Here is a 23,822-nt window from a genome sequence, read left to right on the forward strand (position 1 = left end):
GGGTCAAGCATTGCTGAGATACCTTCGACGCGGATGGAATTCTGCTAATTTGGTCGACAGTGCAAAATCCCGTCCCGCAGCGTGGGCCCCAGCGGCTGGGCCGCTACACCGTTTTCGCGGAGATCGCCAGCGGCGGGATGGCGTCCGTGCATCTCGGGCGCCTGATTGGATCGGCGGGGTTTGCACGCACGGTGGCCATCAAGCGGCTCCATCCGCACCTCGCACGCAATCCCGACTTCGTGGCGATGTTCCTCGACGAGGCGCGCCTCGTTTCACGCATCCGTCACCCCAACGTGGTGCACACGTTGGACGTCGTCTCGGACGAGAACGAGCTGCTCATCGTCATGGAGTACATCCAAGGCGAGTCGCTCGCGCGCATCATCCGCTCCGCGAGCACGCAGGGGATGCGCCTTCCGCCGACCATCGCGTCGGCCATCATGGTGGGCGTGCTCGATGGGCTGCACGCGGCGCACGAAGCGACCAGCGAGCGCGGTCAGCCGCTCGGCATCGTGCACCGCGACGTCTCGCCGCAGAACGTCATCGTGGGACGCGACGGCGTGGCGCGGGTGCTCGACTTCGGCGTGGCCAAGGCGGCAGGCCGCGTTCACGAGACCAAAGACGGCTCGGTCAAAGGTAAATTCGCCTACATGGCGCCGGAGCAGCTCGGGCGCGCCGACGTCGATCGCCGCACCGACATCTTCGCCGCGTCCATCGTGCTCTGGGAGACGCTCGTCGGCGCGCGCCTCTTCGACGGCGACAACCTGGCCGAGATCGTGAGCGCCGTCGTCAACCGCGACGTGCCCCCGCCCAGCGCGCGCGCCCCCGAGGTCCCGCGCGAGCTCGACGCCGTGGTGCTCAAGGGCCTCGATCGCGACGCCGATCGCCGCTTCGCCACCGCGCACGATATGGCGGTGGCGCTCGAGCGCGTGTGCCGTCCGGCATCGGCGCGCGAGGTCGGTGAGTGGGTCGAGTTCTTCGCAGGCCCGGCGCTGCGCGCCAGCCGCGCGCTGGTCGAGCGCATCGAGAGCGAGACGTCGCAGCCCTCGGACTTCGAGGCCATCGCGCCGACCGAGGTCGCGAGCGAGGTCACCGCGAGCCCGCGCCCGCGCCACGACTCGAGCACCGGCAGTGGATCGCGCGACCCTTCGAGCGCGTCCGGCGCCGCCCCGCCGATGGGCCCGATGCGCGATCGGGAGGCGTCGTTCAACTCGGAGAGCCATTCGCGCTCGATCGCGGCGAGCAGCTTCACCACGTCGTCGGGCGGCGGCACGCGGCCGCGGGCGGCGGCGTTCTTCCAGCCGTTCCAGGAGTCCATCGTTCCCTGGTGGAAGGCGCTCGGCGTGCTGACGCTCCTGACCATCGTCACCCTCGGCGTCATCTACGTGATGGTCACCTTCTTCAAATCGCCGAAAGCTCACACGGGCCCCGATCCCGCGTCCCCCGCGTCGAGCAGCGCCGCGACGGCGCCGCCCAAGATGGACCAAGCGCAGCCCGCGCCATCGTCCACCGAAGCGCCCGCGGCATCGGCCGCTACGCCGCCCAGCAACGAGACGCCCGCGCCCACCGACTCATCGGCTGCCGCGCCCGCGAACAGCGCGGGCGCGGGCAACGCGGGCGGCGGCGCCGGCAACACCAGCAACACGGGATCGCGCCCGCGGCATCGCGCGTCGCATGGTGGCGCGCCGACGGGACCCACGCCCATCGATTGCGAGAACCCGTTCATCATCGATGAATCGGGCATCAAGCGCCCCAAGCCGCAGTGCTTCGGGAACAAGTAGCGCCGACGACACATGCGTCAATTGGCGCCACAAAACGCACACAGTTGTAGTGGCTCTATGCGTGTGGCGCGACTAACATCCGCGCCGTCGCAATGCTTTCATCGTTCACGTTCCCCCGTCTCCATGTCCTCACCTTGGGCGCTGCCGCGCTCGTGTCCTGGCCTGCTGCGTCCTTCGCAGCCGACACCAACGCGTGCGTCAGCAGCTACGAACAAAGCCAGAGCCTTCGCCGCGCCGGCAAGCTTCGCGAGGCGCGTCAGCGCGCCCTCGAGTGCGCGCGCGACGTGTGCCCTGCGGTGCTCTCGCGCGATTGCCAGCGCTGGGTGACCGAGCTCGATACGAGCATCCCCACCGTGATCTTCGACGTGCGCGGCCTCACCGGCGAGGAGCTCACGCAGGTCACCGTCTTCATCGACGAGAAGAAGCTGCTCGATCGCCTCGACGGCAAGGCCATCGAGGTGGAGCCGGGCACCCACAAATTCCGCTTCGAGCCCAAGGAGCCGAAGGGCGCCACGCGCGAGGTGTCGGCCACCATCCGCGAAGGCGAGAAGTACCGAAAGATTTCGGCCAGCTTCGAGGACAAGGCGGCGGTCCAGGCCAGCATCTCGCGCCCCATCCCCACCGCCGTTTGGGTCTTTGGCGGCGTGGGGGTCGCGGGGCTCGCGGCCGGCACCTTCTTCGGTCTGCGCGGCCTTTCGCAGAAGAACGATCTCGACTCGTGCAAGCCGAACTGCAACCCGAGCGACGTCGACTCCATGTCGCGCAGCTACGCCATCGCAGACATCGCGCTCGGCGTGGGCGTCGTCTCCGGCGTGGCCGCGCTCTATCTGTTCCTCACGCGACCCACCCTGACCGCCCCGCGCGATGCGGGCGCGACCACCGCCCTCGGCGGCTCGTCGTTCTCGGTGGCGCCGACGCAAGGCGGAGCGCGCGCCAGCTGGGGCCTGCGCTTTTAGGGCGGCTCGCCCGGGGCTGCGCTACGATCGCGGCCATGGCCCACGAACATCTTTTTGCCTGCAAGCTCGTTTGGACCGGCGCCGCGCACGGGTCCACCAAGGACTACGCGAGCTACTCGCGCGAATACTCCGTCGAGATGGAGGGCAAGCCGCTGCTTCGAGGAACGGCTGCCCCCGTCTTCCGCGGCGATCCTTCGCTGCACAACCCCGAGGACCTTTTGGTCGCCTCCTTGGCGGGCTGTCACTGCCTCTCGTACCTCGCCCTTGCGGTGCGCTCCGGCATCGAGGTGCTCGCGTACGAAGATGCGGCGCGCGGACGCATGGCCATGCACGAGGGCAAGCTGCGCTTCGTCGAGGTCGTGCTCGCCCCCAAAGTGACCATCGCCAAAGGCTCCGATCCGGACAAGGCGCGCGCCCTGCACGAAAAGGCGCACTCCGAGTGCTTCATCGCCAACTCCGTCAATTTCCCGGTGAAGAACGAGCCGGAAATCATCGTGGCCGACTAGCTCGCCGTCGTTCGCGTCATCGGGCGTTCGGGTTATCGGGCGTTCGGGTTATCGGGCGTTCGGGTTATCGGACGTTCGGGTTATCGGACGTTCGGGTTATCGGACGTTCGGGTTATCGGGACGCTGTCCCGCGTGTCCGGTCGTGAATGGTCCAATGCATGGGCCGGCCGTAACTGGGCATTGGGTCGGTGTTGTATTCACAACGTGGTTGGGCCGAAGAGCATGTCTGCGGTGGAAAACCGCCTTGTCAGCACGACCTCGATGTTCGTATAGAAAGTGAAGCGTGGCGTTACCGGGGGGATCGGCTGCTCCTTCCTTCGAATGGACCCTGTGGAACCTGGACTCGAAGTCAATGGGTACGACGCCGTTGCCAACGTCATCTCGGCGTTTCGGCTGATTCCGGAAATTGCGTTTCGGATCTTTTGCAAGCATGGCCTGGGCCGCATGGATCGCGATGGCAAATTCGTCCCCGATCCGCGCCCGTGGTGGCCGATGGAAAACTACCTCGCTGCTCTCTTCGACATCAGCGAGGCCGTGGGGCCCTCGAAGACCTTGGCCATCGGAAAACGCATCCCCGAAAACGCCGCCCTCCCGGCGAACATGCACGGGATTCACAGCCTCTTCGAGGCCATCGATGTCGCGTACCACCTCAATCATCGCAAAAACGGCAAGCTGATGTTCGATGTAGCCACCGGTCGCATGACCGAGGGCATTGGCCACTACATCTACGAGCCGCACCCCGACGAAAACCGCATCACCATCGTCTGCGAAAACCCATATCCCTGCGACGTCGACCGCGGCATCCTTTTGGGATTCGCATTACGCTTCGAGCCGCACGCCTTCGTCGAGCACGTGCGCCCCGCATCGTGCCGGAAAAAGGGTGCGGCGAAGTGTGTTTACAGCATTACCTGGTAGCCGTCGTCTCCATGACCACGAGAGGTGGCCATGGGTTCCCAAACGGCTAAAAGGGGCGCCCGGTGGCGGTCACCTCGATGTCGCCTCGGTTGATCGCGGGAAGCAAGGTGTGAAGGATTCGTTCGCACTGCGGTCGCGACATCTGCGGGAGCAGCCGCCGCAATTCGCGCGCGTCCTTCTCGGTCCATCGGCGGGCGGCCAACCCCGCGTTCACGAGCCGCTCGGCTGCGCCGTATGCCGCGTCGCCGTCCGAAACGGGGGTGGGGGGCGGTGCAATCGGTGACGCGCTCCGTGGGGCTCCAGCGAAGCTGAGCGAGGCCGCGAAGGAGAGCGCGGCGAGCGCGGCGACGGCGGCGCTCGCGAGGACGGCGCGCGTCTTCAAGGCGTCTTCGGCGCGGTGGCCGACTCGACGAGTACCGAGAGGTACGTGCACTCGCCGGCCTCGTTCCAATAGAACACGATGGTGCTTTCCGACTGGATCGTGGCAGCTGCCTGCACCAGCGCGGGGCGCGAGCTAAAACAGGTCACCGATTTTTGGGCGGCGTTTTGCCCCCAGCAGAACATCGATATGTTATCGAAGGTCGCCGTAATCCCGCATTCGATGCGCGCCACGGTATCGGCCGTATTGCGCACCCCGCTCACCATCCCCGACGCATAGTGACCCTCCGAATCGATGTAAAAATCGGAATTATTGAATCGCGCACCGGCGTGGGCCGCCGGGGTCAGAGTGAGGCCGAGCATGGCCATGGCCGAGACATGAAATACGGTCTTCTTCATAGGTCGAGGTGCTCCAAAGCTCGCCCATACCGCCTCTGCGGCGAAGTAGGGACGACCGGTTGAAATGCCCACCTGCCCCCTGCGGGGAAGGTGGACGATGGGGGTTGAAAACGAACGACTCTTTTGGAATTGAACGGTGATTTTCGGCCTCTCGGATGCGCGCGCGAGGTCGCGGGCGAACGTCTCGAAGATCCTGAAATTCAGGGCACGGCGAAGACCATCGTGCCGCCGCGGCCCACGGCCCAGATGCGACCATCGGGCCCCGTGGCCATGGCCGTGATCATGCGCCCGATGGCCGGGTCGACCTTGGTCGTCAGCGCGTGACCATCCCAGCGCATGAACGCCGAGCGCTCCTGGAGCGTCTCGCCGGCCGACGGGCGCATGCCGCGAAACCCTCCGAACCAAACGTCCCCGCCGTTTCGAACGGCCATGGCCCGAATGCCGATCCCCGTCGACTCCACATTGGGAACGGTGACGGCGCGCCATCGTCCGTCGACGAAGTGGTAGGGAATGGAACCCCAGGAACCGCCTGGCGCCAGCGCCCAAGCTTCCTCGGCGCTCACGGGAACGAGCGCCTCGATGCTCCGATCGGGCGGAAACCCCTCGCTTCGATCCAGCATCGAGGCGCCGTTCCATCGCGTTATGCGGTTGACTCCACCGACCTTGTCCCGTGAGCTCGCGAACCAAACGTTGTTCGATGCGCTCCCGCCCATGGCCCGATGGACCCCGTCGAACGTCTCCGCGACCGTCCAGGTCTTGCCGTCGAAGTGCACGATGACCGCCGCCGCCGTCTGCAGCGCGCGCGTCGTGGACACGGTCGCCCAAATGTCGTCGGGCGCGGCGCCCCAGATGGATCCGACCGTGCCTTCGGTCACACTGCTCGGAAGGGCGATCTCGGACCACGAGGCGCCGTCGAAATGGGAGAGCACCGGAGCGACCTTGCTGCCCCCGCGATCGCCGCCGATCCACACGTTGCGCCGGTCGAAGGCGAAGAGGGTGCTCGGCACGAGCGAGATGGGCGTGGCGAAGGCGCCCGAGCCATCGAGGCGAACGACTTCGTTTTGGGTGCCGCCACGGTAGCTGAAAGACCAAACGACGCCGTCGCGTCCGACCGACACGCCCGATAAGTCCGAATGGGGTGCGCGGGCGCCCGAGTTGGGCGATCGCCAAGACGTGGGCCCCAGGCCCTCGGGCAGATATACGTGACGGAATCCAATGGATCCGCCCGGGCCTCCGACCCATAAATCCCAAAGCGGTGAGCCGCTCGAGGTCGACAGGGTGTCTTGGGCCTTTGCAGCCGCCAGAACGCCGAATGGCGCGACATCCTGCTCGTTCGCGCCGTAGCGGCGATTGCCGAATCCCAGCGAGCACGTGCCTCCCTCGGCAAAGAAGAGCGCGCCCCGATCGTCGTGAACGACGCGCTTTCCGCGCCCGGGGCGAGATGTGTTTGCGGGTTTGCACGCACTGCGAACTTCCCCGTCGAGGTCCCAGCCGCCGCCGTTCCCATTCCCAGAACGCCCGTAGCTCGCGATGTTCGTATTGACCGCCAAGGTGCCTGTCTCCAGCCCCAGGTGCACGGTATCCGCGCCATCGACCCAGAGGGCCGCCGTGTGGACCGCATCGTCGACCCTCACCAAGGGTACGAAGGTGGCGGCACCTCCATCGGTCTTTCCGTCCCATACCGAGGCGTAGCCGTATCGATCGGCCGCATAAACGGCCCCCGCGCGATTGCCCGTGACGGTGACGACGGGGCTGGGGAGTGAGCTGGAGCGGGTGAAGAGCCTCCGTGCCGACGAGCCATCGAGCGCCTCGACGGTTCGCGAGGTTCCTTTCCATAGCTTGCGATCGGGCGCCATCCAGAGCGCCGTCGTAGGCTCGTCGGGATCGGGATGAACGCGCCACGTCGATCCATCCCAATGGATGACCCCTCCGGGGCCGAGCTTGCCGTGGCTTCGCTCGATGGTATCCAAATCTTTTCCGAGGTAGCTGCCGTAACCAACCCAGATGTTCGAATCGTCGGTGCCGACGATGGAGGTGGCCACGATGTCGGCGGACGGCTCGTACACCGTTTCCCAACTGGAAATCACGCCGGAGCGGGTGGTCGCGCGAACGATGGTCCCCGTTTCATCCACCGCCCATAGCGATTGGCTTCGATCGGCGGCGTAGAGCCCCACGATGTCCTGCCCCGTAGGGTACGGGCTCGCCCAGCACCATTTGCCCTGCGCGCACGCCGGCGCAAATTCGATGGCGATGGAACCTGGAGCTCGCCCGTCGGTGCCGGCATCGGAGGGACCGCCGACGATGGGATCGGCCGATAGTCCGCTGCACGCGGCGGCCAGGAGCAGCGGCGACAGCAGCGGTGACGCGAGCACGAGCGAGGAGCGCATGCTACGTAGATGGCCGGAGGTCATCCCGATGGCTCACGCAATTCAAAGCGGTGTGCGCTCGGCCGCGCGGATCGTGAGCCCAAGCTGCAAACCGATCATCGGACTTGCCCATGCGCCAACGGTGTCGTTCGCAAAGCGCACATCCACCTTGGGAACCGAAGCGCCGACGATCCCCGCGCCATGGATCACGAGCGCATCGCCCAAGGTGTGCCCGAGGTCGATGGTGGCGAGCGGCATCGCGCCCCAAACATTCGACGAACGCCCTTCATAAGGCGCCCGCGTCTCTCCATCGGTGCGCACCCATTGCAGCGCGACCCCGGCGCCAACGCCCATACGAAAGCCGGGCCCGCGTTCGTCGAGGAGGGCCACTCGCACGGTACCTCCGAGAAAATAAGGCGACACGCGCGCCGATCCCACCTCCGTTCGAATCGAGGAAGACGCGATCGGGAAGCCCGCAAAGCCGCCGATCGCGACGCGCGGATGCGCGTACACGCGAAATCCAATGTTGGCGCCCAACGAAGACGAGAACCCCGCTCCCGGATGCATCCACGTCACCTCCGCAAACGCATCGAACCGGGCGGCCGCGCCGGAGCGAGCCCCTCGCGCCTTGGCTCCGGGAGGCTCGGCCTGGGACGCAGGGGCGGGGTTCGAAGACGCTCGTCTGCCGTCGGCGCCGTCTTGTCGCGCGGCGGTGCTCGATGTGCCGGCGCTCGGCGAATCGACGTTGCCCAGCGGGCTGACGTTGCCGGGCGCATCGACGTTGCCCGGCGGGCTGACGTTGCTCGGCGCATCGACGCTGCGAGCCGCGTCAGCGCCGCGTGCGGCGTCGCCGTTGCGAGGCGAATCGCCCGCGCCCGCGTAGGTGCGCGCGACCTCGGCAACGCGAATGGCGCCAGTTGCGGGCGCATCATGAAGCGCCACCCGCGAAAGCAGACGCGCCTCGCGCGCATCGTCCACTGCCCAAATGGCAACGCCGGCGCCTCCCCCTTCGACCACGAGCACGAGCCCATTCACCCCCTCGGCGGGGTGCGCAGGGTCGAAGTGCTCGCCGCGCACCACCCCGAACCCTCGCGCCCCGAGCTCCAGCCGCACGCGCTCACTCAATGGGTCGCCGCGCGGTGCGATCAGCAGCACACGCGGCGCACGAAGCGCCTCCGGCGGAGCCGCTTCGGCGCGCAGCGCGACGAACGGCGCGCACGCCAGCAGCAGGTACATCGAAATCCGAATCGCGCTTCTCATCATTGCGCGAGCACGGAGCGCGCCATATCGGCGCGCGGGCCATCGGGGAATCGTTCCAGATAGCCCGCGGCCGTATCATGCGCATCGAGCGCCGCGCGTTGCTCGCACTCGAGCTGCCGACCCAACGCTTCGCGCGCCAGAGAGCCGTCGGGACGCTCGGCCAAGTACGCTTGAAACCAGCGCCGCGCAACGAGCACGTCACCCTGCACGTCGAAGGCCACTTGGCCACGATGAAAGGCGGCCATCGCGGCCGCGTCCGTGCCGGCGAAGCGCGCGCGAACGGCATCGTACGCGGCGATGGCCTCGTCCGCGCGCCCCGACAACCGCGCGCGATCCCCCTGCGCGAGGGCCTCGTCCGCGCTCGCATACCATGGCTCACCCGCGTCGCGTCCCGCATGGACGGGCGCAGATGGCGCGCTGGAACGGGGCGCCGCCATGGCCGGTACATCCGCCGTCGTGCCATCGCTCGATGCCGCCGATGGCACCTCCTTGGCCACCGTCGCGGTCGCGGATGAAAGGGCGCTCGGGTGCGAACAGAAGAGGGTCAACGACTCGTTGGCCACCGCCTGCCGCGGCGCGGGCAGGCAAGCGCCGCTTACGACGACGACGCCTTCGTGCATGGTCAAGTCAAACGCCTCGGCCACGGGATCCCAGCTCACATCGAACTTGGTGCCTTTGACGCGCACATCGAACGGTCCGACGGTCACGAGCCAGTCGCCGCCGGGCCGAGGGACGACCGCCGCCCGCAACGTCCCCCGCTCCAGCGCAATCTCCGCCCCCGAGGGACCGATCGCGCGCACCCTGGCGCGCGTCTCGGGCGCGAGCGCCATCGTCGTTCCGTCTGAAAAAACGAGCGGAACGGGCTTCGTACCCTCGGCCACCACCCACGCCCCCACGGCGCCGCGCACGGCCGCGGGGCCGACGGCAAAGTCCAACGCCCGTCGGTCCCGCCGAAACCACACCGCGAAAATCGCCGCCGCCACCGCGGCCGCCGCCACCAGGCCGATCCAACGCCCGCGCCGCGTCCGCGCCCTTTGCCATCGCTGCCGTCGAATGCGCGCGGCCATTTCGGCGGCCGGGGGCAACCTTTGCGCTTCGAGCTCCTGCTCTTGCGCCTTGCGCAGGTTGCTCACGAGCTCCCTGGGGATTCGTGTCACGCGCAAGCTCATGACGGCCCCCCGCGCGTCCAACCGCGCAAAGCTTCATGCCGGCTCGCCCGGGCGAAGAAGATCTCCGCCGCATCATGGATGCGCCGTTTCGCGGTGGCGACCGAAATACCGCACGCCTTGGCGACCTCCGCCAACGGAAGATCTTCGAAGTAGCGCAGCACGAACGCGGCGCGCGCATCCGGGGTGAGCGAGTCGAGAATTTCGTACGCCGCCTGCAGCGCATCGTGAATCTCGGCCTGCCGATCGGGTGTCGGATCGACCGCACACGCATCGGGGAGATCGGCCGGCGCCCAGAACGACAGCCATCCCCGTCGGGAGCGCGCACGAATGGCCTCACGCGCCACATTGACCGCAAATTGCGTCAGCCAAGCTCGTGTGCCCTCCGCGTCCTCCAGAGCGTCGATGCGCTCGAACGCGCGAAGAAACACCTCTTGGCACAAATCATCGAGACCATCGCGCCGGCCCGAAATCCGAAAGAGCACCCGCGCCACATGCGGGAGATATTGCGCGATGAACTCCACCTCGGCGGCAGCTTCGCCTGCGCGCACGCGCGCGACCAAGCCCTCGGCGCGCTCCGCCGCTTCAATCGCGTCGGGGCCCGAATCGTCATGCACGATGCGCAGTGCAGCTCGCAACATCCAGTGACGGATCTATGGCCTGGTCCGTCACCAACGGCTCACGAATCGTACGATCCGTGCGGAGGTGAATCCTACATGGGAATAACTGTTTCCCTGGGATGGGCGCGTGCCGTCACGCATCAACGTCGTGCACGCCGTGGCGCGATCATCCAACCGCCAGGGCGCCAGGGTCGCAAACGTTGGAACGCCTTCTTTTTTTATGGGGGTTGGCCCGACCGGGCACGGAGCATTCAGAATTTGTGTGCGCCAGGGACGCGATCATCCAACCGCCAGGGCGCCAGGGTCGCAAACGTTGGAACGCCTTCTATTTTTATGGGGGTTGGCCCGACTGGGCACGGAGCATTCAGAATTTGTGTGCGCCGTGGCGCGATCATCCAACCGCCAGGGCGCCAGGGTCGCAAACGTTGGAACGCCTTCTTTTTTATGGGGTTGGCCCGACTGGGCACGGAGCATTCAGAATTTGTGTGCGCCGGGGACGCGATCATCCAACCGCCAGGGCGCCAGGGTCGCAAACGTTGGAACGCCTTCTTTTTTTATGGGGGGGTGAACCGACCGGGCACGGAGCATTCAGAATTTGTGTGCGCCAGGGACGCGATCATCCAACCGCCAGGGCGCCAGGGTCGCAAACGTTGGAACGCCTTCTTTTTTTATGGGGGTTGAACCGACCGGGCACGGAGCATTCAGAATTTGTGTGCGCCAGGGACGCGATCATCCAACCGCCAGGGCGCCAGGGTCGCAAACGTTGGAACGCCTTCTTTTTTTATGGGAGTTGGCCCGACTGGGCACGGAGCATTCAGAATTTGTGTGCGCCAGGTCGCGATGAATCGACCGCCGGGGCGCAAACGTTGGAGCGCCTTCTTTTTTACGGGGGTTGACTCGACCGGGCACGGAGCATTCAGAATTTGTGTGCGCCAGGTCGCGATGAATCGACCGCCTGGGCGCAAACGTTGGAGCGCCTTCTATTTTTATGGGGGTTGACTCGACCGGGCACGGAGCATTCAAAAAAAATAAACCCGTTTCCGTGTTGGCGGCCCTAGCGCCCTGGCGGTTAATCCATCGTTTCCCTGCTGATGCTCCGGCGGTTGGACCCCCCGTTGTCCGTGTTGGCGGCCCTAGCGCCCTGGCGGTAAAACCCCGTTCCGTGTTAGGGCCTGGCGGTTATCCCTCGTTTCCGAGCTGGTGCCCTGACGGTAGAACCCCCGTTCCGTGTTTGCGCCGCCGGCGGCCAACCGCCATTTCCGTATTGGCGCCCTGGCGGTAGAAACCCCCCCTGTGTCCCTGTTTGCGCCCCTAGCGCCCTGGCGGTTATCCCTCGTTTCCGAGCTGGTGCCCTGACGGTAGAACCCCCGTTCCGTGTTTGCGCCGCCGGCGGTCAACCGCCATTTCCGTATTGGCGCCCTGGCAGTTGAACCCGCGTTCCGTGTTAGGGCCTGGTGGTTGAACCCCGGTTCCGTATTGGCACCCCCGGCGGTTCAACCCCCGAGCATCATCGCTTCTTACTCGGCGTTGCCGCCGCGGTGGCTTACGACCAGTGCATAGTCCACGTCGACCTCCGGTGTTTCGAGGTGGTTGTCGGCGACGACTTCGTCGGCGATGACCTCGACCGTCCAGGTGCCTGCCGCGGGGGACGGAATCCAAACGTTCTCCACGGTGTCCAACGTGTTGTGCGTGCCGCCTGCCGTGGACGTATTTCCGGCGCGGAGGCCGTTGTTGCCCCAATAGATGGTGCCGTTGGGGGCCGTGACCTTGAGGTCCAAATTGTTTACGCGGTGGATCTTCGCGGGCACCGCGGCCTCTTTGTCGGAGTAGACGAGGGTCGCGCGGAAGTCGGTGGCGCCGGCCGGCACCGTCTTCGTGTACGACTTGGTTTGTAGGTTCTTCAGCACGTCTGTCTCGTTGACCACGAGCACGTTGCCGCGCCGTTCGTATAGGTTCCTTACGTCGGGGAAGCCCCAGCCCTGGTGCGTGCGCGTGAGATCCGAGGTCTCGCCCGTGAACGGGTAGGGGGCGGCCGAGTGGATCAAGAGCGCCTTGGTGGTCGAGAAATGCGGGCGGTTCTTGAAGCGGAAGGATGCCAGATCCTCGTTGGTGCCCTTCGGGATGATCGGGTTGCCGAACACGCCATTGGTCCAGAGCTCGAGGGCGAGCCCCACATAGCCGGCCACCATCGGCGTCGCCCCCGATGTGCCGCCGAAGCTCGCGTAGCCTCCATTGACGGCCGCGGTGGTCGTCTGGTCGTAGTAGGCGCACAAATCGGGCTTGGTGCTTCCGTCGGCCGCCGGACCCGTGCTCCCGCCGCCGTTCCATTTATCGTCTTTGGGATCGACGGTGCCTTGGTGGTAGACCGCCCCCACCGAGATGATGTTCTTGGCCCACGCCTGAGGCCGCGAGTCCTGATTGCCCGCGTTGCTCTGGCTCTGCGTGAGGGGAATATCGTTTTGGAAGATCAGCGAATCCATCTCCGCGGAGATGGCCCCGTAGACCCGGGTGCGCGCGTTGCCCCACGAGGCCGTCTGGAACACGATCTTGTGATCGGCAATCAGCTTTTTCACCAAGGTCGCCCGGGCGCCTGGATGATCGATGATGTTCGGGCTGTAGTTGGTGAAGTAACCCTGACCATTCGGCAGAATGCCGCGCGCCACCGGATTGCCCGCGCCCGACCCAAACACGATGCCGAACGTCTGGTGCCCGTGCGAGTCGGCCGCCGTATCTTGGACACCGACCGGCTTGACCCGATGATCGTTGGCCGCGAAATCGGGGTGGTTCGGGTTGATACCCTCCATGATGTGTCCGCGAATACCCACCCCTGTATAGTTGGGAATGTTTGGAATGGTCGGGGGGAGTGCGGCCAGGTAATTCGCGCCGCCTTGAACGCGCGCATTTTCGAAGTCGTATTCGATCGGTGTGCTCGGTTCGACCCAGAGCACCTGGTCGAGCTGCGTGAGCGCGTCCACCTGGCGTCGATCGAGCTCCACCTCGATCAAAAGACTATCCGTGGCGCTCATGGCGATTTTGCCGCCGAGTGCGCGAATGTGGTCTTCGAGCAGGGGACGATCCTCCTTGGGATCGACCAGCACGACGTTCAATTTGACCGGCCCCAGGGCCAGGCCGCGCGTCGCGTCCAAGGTCTCCTCCACCTTGTCGTGCGCGACCATGGGGGTGACGGCGCGAACGAACGGAAGGGCCGAGATGCGCTCGATGGCGGCGTAGTTGGCGCGGACGAGCTGCGCGTTGCCATGCAAATAGTGGTGAACCTGCCCGCCGGCCGCGACGATGGCGCGCCGGTACTCTTCGAGCGGCTGCGAAATGTATTGAACGACGTGGAGATGGGACGTCGCGCTCGGGAGCTCCTTCGATTGCACCTCGCGAAGCGGATCGATGCGGCGGGCGCGCAGTGGTACTTGGTACGATGTCGTCTTTGCCTCGTGCCACACGCTGCCATCGTGAATGGCGTAGTAGGGAGTCGTCTCCCCGTTCGAAAGCGCTTCGTTCCACGTAAGTACTTGGGATTTCTCCGTCCCATCGACTTTGACGAGTGCCGCATTCGATACTTTGGCATGCGTGGTCCGCACGATGTCGGTACCTACACGCATGGTGGACTGCCCTGCATTTTCTTCGACTTTCACGTCGGTCGAACCGGCCTGTCCCGCCTCGCTCGGTCCAGATTGGCTGGAGCACGCCGCCGTGAGAAGGCCCAATCCGTAAAGCCAAGGATACCGCTTGAGATATGCCATCGACATTCCTCCTTCGTGAGGTAAAACGGCCTCGTGGGCGCGGCGCGCGTGCCCGTTAATCGCGCCTCTGTCGATAGCTTTAATGGTCGCTCGTGCTTTTAATCGTGCTTGCCTTCCCACTTCACGATCTTCAAATCCAGTACGAAGATCGAATACAGAACAGGTACGATGAGGAGCGTCACGAAGGTGGCAATGGTCAGCCCCCCGATTTGCGCGTAGCAAAGTGGCTCCCAGAGCGGGCCGCCCTCCACCGCCAGAGGAAAGAGCGCAAAGACCGTGGCCGCCACGGTGATGAGCACCGGCCTCACGCGCAAAATACCCGCGTCGATCAGCGCATCGCGCAGCGAATCGCCCTCCAGGTGCCGCTCCTCGATGAAGTCGAAGAGCACGATCACGTGGCTCACGATCACGCCGATCAAGCTGATGATGCCGAGAAAGGCCATGAACCCAAATGGCGCACCCATCAGGGTCAAGGACACCAAGGCGCCTGCCACGCCATAGGGGATGGCCGCAAAAAGGACCATCGGCTTGGTGGCGCTCTTGAATTGGATCACCAGCGCCAAAAAGATGCAGGCGATGGATATCGCGAGCACGACCACCAGGTTCTTGAACCCTTTGACCTGCTCCTCCTCTTCTCCCGCGATTTCCATGGTGAAGCCCGGAGGGAGCTCCTCGCCGAGCTTGCCGAGCGCCCCGCGCACCTCGGTCATGACCTCGGAGGGGAGCGTTCCCCGCTCGGGAAATGCGGAGATGGTGATGGTTCGAAAGTGATTCCGCCGCTTGATCTTTTCGGTCACCATACCGTAGGTCACATTGGATACACTGCGCAGTGGGATGCGCTGGTTGCCGATGCTCCCTTGTACGTACAGATTCTCGACATCGGAGAGCGCCGCCCGTTCGGCAGCCCGAAGTCGGAGCACGATGGGGATGAGGTGATCGCGCTCACGCAAATTGCCAATGCGAAGACCGTCGAGCGCCCCAGCCGATGATCGGGCCACATCGAGGTTGGTCACACCTGCCAGGTTGGCGCGATCGGCGTTGACCTCCAACTTCACCTGAAAGCTCTCCTCGCCCCAATCGTCGCGCACCCGCTCGGTCCGGGACGCCGCGCGGAAGATGCCTTTGGCCTTCTCGGCGAAGGTGCGCAATGTCCCCATGTCCTCGCCGGAAATGCGAATGGCCACCGGTATGCCGACCGGTTTTCCATTTTCGAGCTCGCGAACGTCGACCCGCGCGCCCGGCACGTCGCGCGAGAGCGCCCGCTGCAGCGGCCCCACGATTTCGGCCGTGGTGTGCTTGTCGTAGACCTCCAGGACGACCTGCGCGTAGTTCACCTGCTGCTGCTCGGGCACCACGGAGAACCAGAACCGCGGTCCGCCGCCGCCCACGAAGGTGGTCATCGATTTGAGGACCTTCTGCGGCTTTCCATCCTCGCCGGCGTGGGTCTTTTCGAAGTCGTCGAGGGTGGTGCGCACCACCTCGTCCACCTTGCGCACCGTCTCGTTGGTGGCCGCGATGGGCGCGTCCTCGGGCAGCCATACATCGATGTAGGACAAATACGAAAGATCGTGGGGGAAGAACGCGTTCTTGAGGTGCTTGGCATAGGCGAACGCGATCACCAGCACGATCACCGAGCCGCCCAATACCCACCAGCGCCGGTCGATGGCGCTGCCCACCACCCGCTCGTAGAAGCGGCCGAAGCCGCGCTGCCGCCGCTCCTGCATCGTGGGCTCGAGCTCCTTCGGCGGCCGGAGCAAGTAATACGCGAGCACCGGGGTGAAGGTGTACGAGACGATGAGCGACGCGATGAGCGAGGTGGTGAGCACCACCGGCAGGGTGAAAATGAAGTTCCCCACGTCGCCCGGCAGGCTGAGAAAGGGCAGATAGGCCACGATGTTGGTGATGGTCGCGAAGATGATGGCCATGGCCAGCTTGGTCGGCCCCAGCCAGGTGGCGATGGTGCGGGGATGGCCGGCGCCCAGGTTTTGTTTGATGGAGTCGCACGCCACCACCGGATTGTCGACCAAGAGCCCCAGCGCGATGATCAGGGACGCGATGCTGATCTGCTGCACGTCGATCCGGAGCAAGTGCATGATCCCGAACGTCAAGGTGAGGGTGATGGGGATGCACAAGGCCAGCATGAACGCCGAGCGCCACTCGAAGAAGCCAATCAGCGCCACGATCACCACCAGGCCGACCGCCTCGAAGAGGCTGCGCATGAACAAATCGACGTTCTCCACCACCTGCCGCGGCTGATCGCTCGTCCGCGCGATGATCAAATCCTCGGGCAAGGAGCGGCCGACGTCGGCGAGCGCCTGGTCGACCTGATCGCCGAAGTCGCCAATCTGGGAGCCGGAGCGCATGAACACGGCCATGGTGACCGCGCGCGTGCGCTCCCATTGCCCGTCCTTTCCGCGCCGCGTGAATCGATTCAAATACGAGGGCGGGCTCTCGTAGCCGCGGCTCACGTCGACGACGTCGCGCAGGTACACGGGCTGTCCGCCGGTGGAGGTGCTGATGAGCAGGTTCTTCAGATCGCCTTCGCCCCGGAGCTCGCCCGAGGCGTCGATGCCCACCGACTTGCCGCCGATGTCCAGGACGCCGCCGGGCGTGGTGATGTTGCGCGCCGCCAGCGCGTTGCTCAGCTGCTCGGCGTTGATGCCGTAGCTGGCCAGCTTCTCCTGCGAAAAGTCGAGGAAGACCCGCTCGGGCAGCACGCCGCTGCGGGTGACTTTGGAGACGATGGGGACCCCCAAGAGCCGCTTTTGGAGGCTGTCCGTGAAGTCGTCGAGCTCCCGGTACGAGTATTTGGCCTCGGCCACGTCGCGCAGGCGCGCCTCCGTTTCGGCCGGATCGAAGACGATGGCTGCGCGCCATACATCAGGGTGTATCTCCGATGTGCGCATCCGCTCCTGCAAGAAGGCGAGCGACAGATTGCGAATCACCTCTTCTTTGGCGTCGGTCCGCGCGTCGAGCCCGATGAAGCCGGCGCCGTCGAAGAAGCGAACGTCGTGGGCCACGTCGTCGTGCGCGCGCGCATAGTCCCCCATGGCTTGCACGGTGCGCCGCAGCTCCTTCGGATCGAGGGTGGCCGGGAAGGCGTAAATGAGGCTCGCGCGCTTGGCCTGCATCTCGGGCGGCGCGCCGGCCCGCGTCTCGCGCACGGCGCGCTCGATGGGGCGGGCGCGCAGCTGGATTTCGATGTCGCTCACGCGCGGGCTCGAGACGGTGAGCATCAAGTTGGTGGTGTCGCCGAAGTCGCGCAGGAACTGAATGGGCGACGCCCCTTGCGGGAGGCGCCCGTTCAGAGGCGCCAGCCGCAGCGCCAGATCGTCGAACTCTTTGCTGACGTCGGCGACACCCTCGACCAAGGTGATGGTGAGCACCGCCACCCCCTGGCGCGTGCTGGTCTCGATCTTTTCGATCTTCTGGTTCTCGGCGATGGTGTCTTCCAGCTTGCGGACGATCAAATCTTCGATCTTCTCCGCGGTGGCGCCGGGCCAGGCCACGATGGCGGCGGCCACCCGCACCTGCACCTCGGGATCTTTGCGCTTGGGCATCGCCATGTAGCTGAAGACGCCCCAGAGGATGGTGCCCACCAGGAGCACCCAGGCGACCGAGCGCGTCTCGACGAAATAGCGGGCGATGTTCTTGGTGGTGGCGATGCGTTCTTCGTCGCTCTTTCCGTGTGCCATGCCTTTGCCCTCGGATCAGGGAAGAATGCGGATGCGGCTGCCATCGACGAGCAAGGTCGCGCCCATGGAGACGACCTGCTCGCCGCGTTTGAGGCCCGAGGTGACCTGCACGCCATTGCCCAGCACATCGCCCAGCCCCACGTCGCGCACCTTGGCCACGTCGTGATCGCCGTCTTTGGCCACCACGTAAACGGCGAAGCCGCGCGGATCGGCGGGCGAGCGCACGATGGCGGTGAGCGGCAAGCTCAGCGCGGTCTCGGCGATCGCGCCGTCCGGCACCTTGAGCGAGGCGACCATGCCGACGCGCAGCGCGTCCTTTGGATTGGGGATGGTGATCTCGACCTCGAACACCCGGCTCTTCGGATCGGCGGAGGGGGCGATCCGGGTGATGGTCCCTTCGAAGTCGGCTTGGGTGGCGTCGACGTGGATCCCGAGGTTGGACCCGATCTTCAGCTTTTCAATCAAGGTGTCGGGCGCGCCGAAGACGAACTTCACCTTCTTGGTGTCCGCCAGCACGAACCCCACGGTGCCCGGCGCCACGAAGGTGCCGGCTTCGACGCCGCGCTTCAGGATCACGCCATCGATGGGCGCGCGCAGGGTGGTGTCGCCCAGCACCAGCTGCGCATTGCCGACCTGCGCTTGTGCCCCTTGCACCATGGCCTTGGCGGTCGCCAGCTTGGCCGTCATGGCGTCGAGCTCCGCCGGCGCGATGGCGTTGCTCGCCACCAGCTTTTGCACGCGGTCGAAGTCGAGCTGCGCTTGTTTTTGATTCGCCTGCGCTTGCGCCAATTGCGCGTTGGTCTGGGCGAGCTGCTGCTGGTAATCGCTCTCGCGCACGGAGGCGAGCACCGTTCCGGCGCGCACGAAGTCGCCCTCTTGCACCTTGCGCAGCTTTCCATCGCTGTCCTTCACCTGCAAAAGGTCGCGAATGTAGCCGCCCACCTTGAACGCCAGATCGACGCGCGTCGCCGGCTCGATGCTCCCCGAATAGCGCGCGCCGCGCACCTCGGCGGCCACGTCTACCGATCGCACCTTCACGGGGATGATCCCTTTTGCGCCGTCCGCGCCCTCCTCCTTGCGGTGGCACGCGGCGCACGCGAGGCCGATCAGGCAGACGGCGCAAAGGATACGAAGGACGCGACCGGCGAAGACCCAACGAGACGACGCGACGATGCGCGCGAGCGCAAGAGGACGCATGGAGACCCCCCTTCATCCATGGACGACGACGAACGAGAAATATCAGCCGGCCGCGCGATACGGCAACACGGCAAACCAGCAAATGCGAGTAGTCGGAGTTGCCGGAGCCGTTCGATGCACTAGCGGCGCTTGGCGGTGCGCGTTTTGGTCGGCTCGACCCGAAGGTAGCCGCGTCGGAGAAAGGTAAAGATCTCCTCGACGATGGTCTCCTCCGGATGATCCCAGCCGCGCAGGATCACCTGGTAGAGCAGCTCCTTCACGACGCCGAGTGTCATGATCGCGTACATGGCGGCATCGCCGATTTCGACGATGCCCAGCTCTTGTCCATCGCGCAGGCTTTGCTCGAGCAGCTTGCCCACCTCGTCGTAGAACGAGTGGAGCCGCCGGTCGAACGCGGGATCGACGCCGAGGGCGTCGGCCAGCAGGATCTTGGTGGTGGCGCGGTCCTCGAGCAAAATCGAGACGATGCGGCGGATGTTCTCGGAGACTTGGTCGGCGACGCTCCGCGCCTGATCGTTCAGGTCGACCCGCACGATGTTCATCGCGAGCTTGGCGATGAACCGGTCGACGATCTCCTCGAAGATGGCGCGCTTGTCCGCGAAGTAGAGGTAGAAGGTGCCGCGCGCGACCCCGGCGGCGGTGACGATGTCCTCGACCTTGGCGGCGTGGTATCCGCGCTTGGCGAAGACGTCGCGCGCATGAACGAGTAGTTTTTGCCGGCGTTCGGACTTTTCCAAAGGGGGACGGAGACTAGCTTATCCGAATGAAAAGATTCGGACATCTGCGCATCGCTCGGTCAGCCAGACCAGCGCAAGCGCGGCCACGACTCCACTTGTGCTCAGGACGATGCGGCGCTTGGCCTCGAGCGGTCTCGAGAACCACTTAATGAACCACCCGAGCGCAAAAAAGAGCGGTAGCACGACCATGAGCTGGCCGATCTCCACGCCGAGGTTGAAGGCCACCAAGGTCTTGACGAGCCCGTGGGAGCGCAAACCAAGCTCACGAAGCTGGTTGCTGAAGCCGAAGCCGTGCACGAGCCCGAAGCCAAATGTCATGGCCGGGCGCCACCGCAGCGACGGCGCGACGGGGGTGATGCCCGCCGACGACCCGGGCGGCGCGATCCGCGCGGTCCCACGGCGCGCGAGGACGGCATTTTCGAGCGCGACGAACAAGATGGTGACGCAAATGGTGGCCTCGATCAGGCGCGCCGGCGGCGACACGAGGTCCAGCGCGCCCAGCGCCAAGGTGATGCTATGCGCCAGTGTGAACGAGGTGATCACCAGCCCCAGCTCGCGAAGGCCCGTCACCACCAGCACGAGCGAAATGACGAACGCCAGGTGGTCGTAGCCGGTGAGGATATGCTCGATACCTTGCGCGACGAGGCTCCCAAATCCGGAAGGGGCGGGCCTATCGCTCTCCGGGTGCCCATCGCCCTCGGAGCGCCCATCGCTCGACGGACGTCGAGCGAGCGCGATTTCCGCGGTGGTGGGACGAAACACGTGACCGGTGGTCGTTTGGTCCACGTGAAATGTGCCGAGAAACGTGTGCCCGCCCGCGTCCTCCTGGAATGCCTCATTGACGACGCGCAATCGATTCCACGCCGCGGGGCATGTGCGCGATCGCGCCAGGTGAAGGCGTTCGCCTTCGACCGCATAGGCGGTCATTGATTGTAGGATGCATGTGCCTCGATCCGTTTCGATACGCAGTTTGGGTTCGAGGTAGGTGAGCAGCGCACGTCGTCCGGCCTCGGCCTCGGTGCTCTCGAGCAGCCCATTGCCATTTTGATCGAGGTGCAGAAGGGTGGCCAAGGTCGCGCCGTCGAGCAGGAGATCTTCGACCAGGGCGTCGCCTTGGGTTTGCAACGTCAGGCTGCTGATCGACCAGGCGTGCGCTCCCGCCGTGCGCGGGGCGAGGATGATGAATGCGACGATGATGCCGATGATCGCGGCACATGTTTGGAACAACCGACGCATAGGTCGGGGCGATCGCCGACGCATAGGTTGGCGCGAACGCTAATGATAAAATGTGTCTACGTCGCCACCGAGACGTGACAGTCGCGTGCGAAGGCTCCGCCCATGAATCGACGCGTGTTGGGCGGGGTGGCCGCGGGCATCCTTCTTCTGCATTTCCATTGTTCCGACACGTCGGTTCCCGGTGCTTCGCCGGGACCGAGCAATCCTACCGGTGATTCGGACGCTGGTATTCCCACCGGCGAACAAGGCCGCGATCCCGTTCCCGGATCCCGCTCCGACGGCGGCGGTCCGCCGGACGCGGGGCCCGCGGTGGAGTTGCCTCCCGTGTACGACGGGCCTTGTGTGGCGAATACGCCGGCGGCGAATGCCCGCGCCGCGACGGACTCCGCGGATGCGGGATCGGGGGTGACGGGTGGCGGCATCATACCGGTCGAGGACGAGCCGGGGCCGCGGCCCTATTTGCAAACTCCGACCGACCACTCGATGTGGGTTTCCTGGTGGACGAACACGGGGACCGAATCGAAAGTGGAATTCGGAACCGGCGAAGCGTCCTTGAATCGCACGGCCTCCGGCACCACCACCGAGCTCGCGAGCGACGCATCGTACCACTTGGTCAAGCTCGATGGGCTCACCGCCGACACCCGTTACTGGTACCGCGTGACCACGGGGACCAGCGTTTCGCGCGTATACCGCTTTCGCACCTTGCCGGCGCCGGGCACCAAGCCGGATCATTTTCGATTCCTCATCATCGGCGATCATCAAATCATCGATCAACCGCGCCACACCAAGATGGTGGCGGCGGCCCGCGACGAGGTGGTCGAGAAATTCGGCGGCTACATCGAAGACGCCATTCGCTTGAACGTCAACGTAGGCGACCAAGTCGACGTGGGGAACGTCGATCATTGGCGCAACCTCCACTTCAAGCAATCGGCGCTGCTCACGCCTTATATTCCGACCACGACCATCGTGGGTAATCACGAGACGTATTACGATACGGATCTCGCGCTCTACAAGCAGCTCTTCGCCTACGAGGGCTTGGACTACGCGGGCATCGCGCCCCGCGCCGAGGACAGCGAGAAATACTATGCGCTGCGCGCGGCCAACCTGCTCTTCATCATGACCGACACCGAGCACACCACGGGGACGGCGGGCACGGAGCAGGCGAGCTATGTCGAGCGTCTGGTGACCAAGGCGTCGGGCGACGCGGCGGTCGATTGGATCATCACCCTCGGCCACCGCCCGTATCAGGCGGAGCAATACGTCGGAGACATCTCGACCTGGATCCGAAATACGGTGGCGCCCATCCTCACGCGCACCCCCAAGTCGATCGCGGTGGTGGGCGCGCACCATCACCTCTACGCGCGCGGCCAGCTCCGCAACGATCCGCTCTACAACCTGATTTCGGGCGGCACGGCGTGGGATCAATATTGGGGGCAATCGAACGAGACCGACTTCGACGACGTTCAAAAGACCATCGACTTTTGGCCCTATCAAATCGTCGATGCGGATCGAACCAAGGACGACGTCTCCGCCGAGACATACGCCATGGGGAGCCCCAAGCTCGGTTACTTCCCCAATACGCTCATCGACTGCTTCCATCGCCGCAAGAACCAATCCGCGCCCAAGAAGCCGGCCCTGAAGGAGGCGCCGAAGCAGCCGATCACGCTCCCGTTCACGTTCCACAGCACGGCTTACGCGAGCGCGCCGAACGAGCCGTACAACAGCACGCAGTTCCAAGTTGCGCCGTCGAGCGCATTCGCGACCCTCGAGATCGATCTGTACCGCGATTACGAAGATCTCTTCGGAACGACGGGCCCGAACGGGACCCCGAAATATTGGTGGGCCGACAAGAACAAAGGCGTCGACATCTTCGCGCTGCCGCTGGGGCAGGGGAGGCTCCCCAATGGCGCGCACGTCGTTCGCGTCCGGCATCGCGATCGAAACCTGGAGTGGTCGGCCTGGTCGGATCCCGTGGCGTTCACGGTGACGGGCAGCACCTCGGGCGCCCCCACGGTGAGCATGCAAAAGAGCCGTTACCCCAAAGGCTCGCCGGTGGATGTCCAATGGGCCAATGGCCCGGCGAACGCCAAGGACTGGGTCGGCATTTACGTCGAGGGGCAAACGCCGGGCGGGCCTGGCGCGACGGCGTGGACGTACACGCCCGCGGCGTCGGGGAGCACGACCTTCAACCTGACGAACAGCGACCTTTACTGGGTCAACCTGTTCGAGAACGACGGCTACAAGGAGCTCGCGAAGCGCGTCCCGTTCTATTATGGCGATATTCCGGTCTTGCAGACTGACCGCGCGAAATACGATGTCGGGCAAACGGTGACGGTCAAGCTCACGAATGGTCCGGCGCTGGCCAGAGATTGGGTCGGCATTTACAAAGCGGGGCAGACGCCGGGGGCCGAATCGTCGACCGCGTGGCTCTCCGCGACGGGGGCCACCGGGAGCTTCGACTTTGCGAGCTTGAAGAAGGGCTTCTACTTCGCGGGCTACTTCCTCAAGAACGAATATTTCGAGCCGGGGAGCCGTGTGGCCTTCCAGGTGGGCGATCAAATCGCCGCGCTGTCCGTGTCGAGCGCGTCGTTTCCCGCGAGCTCGCCGGTGACGTTCCACTTTTCGGACGGCCCCGCGACGGCCAAGGACTACGTCGGTATCTTCCGCGAGGGCGCGACCCCGGGGGTCGACAAGCTGGTGTCGTACCTTTATGTGGACGGCAAGGCCGCGGGCTCCGTCACCTTTGCCGCCGGCGCGCTGGCGGCCGGGAAGTACTTTGCGGCGCTCTACACGAACGACAGCTACACGGAGGTGTCGAACCGGGTCGTCTTTGCGGTGACTCCATGAGCGGCGCCGGC

The 23,822-nt window shown here is 65.2% G+C and carries 16 protein-coding genes; 5 read left to right on the top strand and 11 right to left on the bottom strand.

Features of this window, described 5'->3' with window-relative positions; all coding sequences use genetic code 11:
• The first annotated feature begins 59 nt into the window (after positions 1 to 59).
• The 4 genes from LZC94_08205 (at position 60) to LZC94_08220 (ending at position 4,155) form a co-directional block, all read left to right on the top strand.
• Positions 60 to 1,778, top strand: a complete 1,719-nt coding sequence (locus LZC94_08205) for a protein kinase (protein ID WXB17251.1) — start codon at positions 60 to 62, stop codon at positions 1,776 to 1,778.
• A 92-nt stretch (positions 1,779 to 1,870) separates the two neighbouring features.
• Positions 1,871 to 2,734, top strand: a complete 864-nt coding sequence (locus LZC94_08210) for a hypothetical protein (GenBank protein ID WXB17252.1) — start codon at positions 1,871 to 1,873, stop codon at positions 2,732 to 2,734.
• A 35-nt stretch (positions 2,735 to 2,769) separates the two neighbouring features.
• Positions 2,770 to 3,240, top strand: a complete 471-nt coding sequence (locus LZC94_08215) for an OsmC family protein (GenBank protein WXB17253.1) — start codon at positions 2,770 to 2,772, stop codon at positions 3,238 to 3,240.
• A gap of 321 nt (positions 3,241 to 3,561) precedes the next feature.
• Positions 3,562 to 4,155: a hypothetical protein gene (locus tag LZC94_08220; GenBank protein ID WXB17254.1), complete on the top strand. Its 594-nt coding sequence runs from the start codon at positions 3,562 to 3,564 to the stop codon at positions 4,153 to 4,155.
• Between the two features lie 46 nt (positions 4,156 to 4,201).
• Here LZC94_08220 and LZC94_08225 read toward each other — a convergent pair whose 3' ends face one another.
• From LZC94_08225 to LZC94_08275, 11 genes are all read right to left on the bottom strand, one after another.
• Positions 4,202 to 4,537 (bottom strand): hypothetical protein, encoded by a 336-nt coding sequence (locus tag LZC94_08225; protein WXB17255.1) that lies wholly within the window; start codon positions 4,535 to 4,537, stop codon positions 4,202 to 4,204.
• Positions 4,534 to 4,902, bottom strand: a complete 369-nt coding sequence (locus LZC94_08230) for a hypothetical protein (protein WXB17256.1) — start codon at positions 4,900 to 4,902, stop codon at positions 4,534 to 4,536. The genes LZC94_08225 and LZC94_08230 overlap by 4 nt, the downstream gene beginning before the upstream one ends.
• A 230-nt stretch (positions 4,903 to 5,132) precedes the next feature.
• The gene (locus tag LZC94_08235) at positions 5,133 to 7,319 is read right to left on the bottom strand and encodes a hypothetical protein (protein ID WXB17257.1); all 2,187 of its coding nucleotides are present in this window, start codon (positions 7,317 to 7,319) and stop codon (positions 5,133 to 5,135) included.
• Between the two features lie 42 nt (positions 7,320 to 7,361).
• Positions 7,362 to 8,534, bottom strand: a complete 1,173-nt coding sequence (locus tag LZC94_08240; protein WXB17258.1) for a hypothetical protein — start codon at positions 8,532 to 8,534, stop codon at positions 7,362 to 7,364.
• A 23-nt stretch (positions 8,535 to 8,557) separates the two neighbouring features.
• The gene (locus tag LZC94_08245) at positions 8,558 to 9,727 is read right to left on the bottom strand and encodes a FecR family protein (protein ID WXB17259.1); all 1,170 of its coding nucleotides are present in this window, start codon (positions 9,725 to 9,727) and stop codon (positions 8,558 to 8,560) included.
• A complete protein-coding gene (locus tag LZC94_08250) occupies positions 9,724 to 10,365 on the bottom strand; it encodes a sigma-70 family RNA polymerase sigma factor (GenBank protein ID WXB17260.1) in 642 nt (213 codons plus the stop codon). Before LZC94_08250 ends, LZC94_08245 begins: the two co-directional genes overlap by 4 nt.
• Before the next feature lie 1,496 nt (positions 10,366 to 11,861).
• Positions 11,862 to 14,099 carry a S8 family serine peptidase gene (locus tag LZC94_08255; protein ID WXB17261.1) on the bottom strand — a complete coding sequence of 746 codons (2,238 nt, stop codon included), beginning with the start codon at positions 14,097 to 14,099 and terminating at the stop codon, positions 11,862 to 11,864.
• Between the two features lie 98 nt (positions 14,100 to 14,197).
• Positions 14,198 to 17,794, bottom strand: coding sequence for an efflux RND transporter permease subunit (locus tag LZC94_08260; GenBank protein WXB17262.1), 3,597 nt, complete (start codon positions 17,792 to 17,794; stop codon positions 14,198 to 14,200).
• Between the two features lie 15 nt (positions 17,795 to 17,809).
• Positions 17,810 to 18,991: an efflux RND transporter periplasmic adaptor subunit gene (locus LZC94_08265; GenBank protein WXB17263.1), complete on the bottom strand. Its 1,182-nt coding sequence runs from the start codon at positions 18,989 to 18,991 to the stop codon at positions 17,810 to 17,812.
• A gap of 119 nt (positions 18,992 to 19,110) precedes the next feature.
• On the bottom strand, positions 19,111 to 19,728 hold the full coding sequence (locus tag LZC94_08270; GenBank protein WXB17264.1) for a TetR/AcrR family transcriptional regulator: 618 nt from the start codon (positions 19,726 to 19,728) through the stop codon (positions 19,111 to 19,113).
• 18 nt (positions 19,729 to 19,746) lie between these two features.
• On the bottom strand, positions 19,747 to 20,964 hold the full coding sequence (locus LZC94_08275) for a HupE/UreJ family protein (GenBank protein ID WXB17265.1): 1,218 nt from the start codon (positions 20,962 to 20,964) through the stop codon (positions 19,747 to 19,749).
• 102 nt (positions 20,965 to 21,066) lie between these two features.
• Between LZC94_08275 and LZC94_08280 the strand changes: the two genes are divergently transcribed.
• On the top strand, positions 21,067 to 23,811 hold the full coding sequence (locus tag LZC94_08280) for a fibronectin type III domain-containing protein (protein WXB17266.1): 2,745 nt from the start codon (positions 21,067 to 21,069) through the stop codon (positions 23,809 to 23,811).
• The last annotated feature ends 11 nt before the right edge of the window (positions 23,812 to 23,822 follow it).

It is taken from the genome of Sorangiineae bacterium MSr11954, from assembly GCA_037157815.1.
GTDB lineage: Bacteria > Myxococcota_A > Polyangia > Polyangiales > Polyangiaceae > Pendulispora > Pendulispora albinea.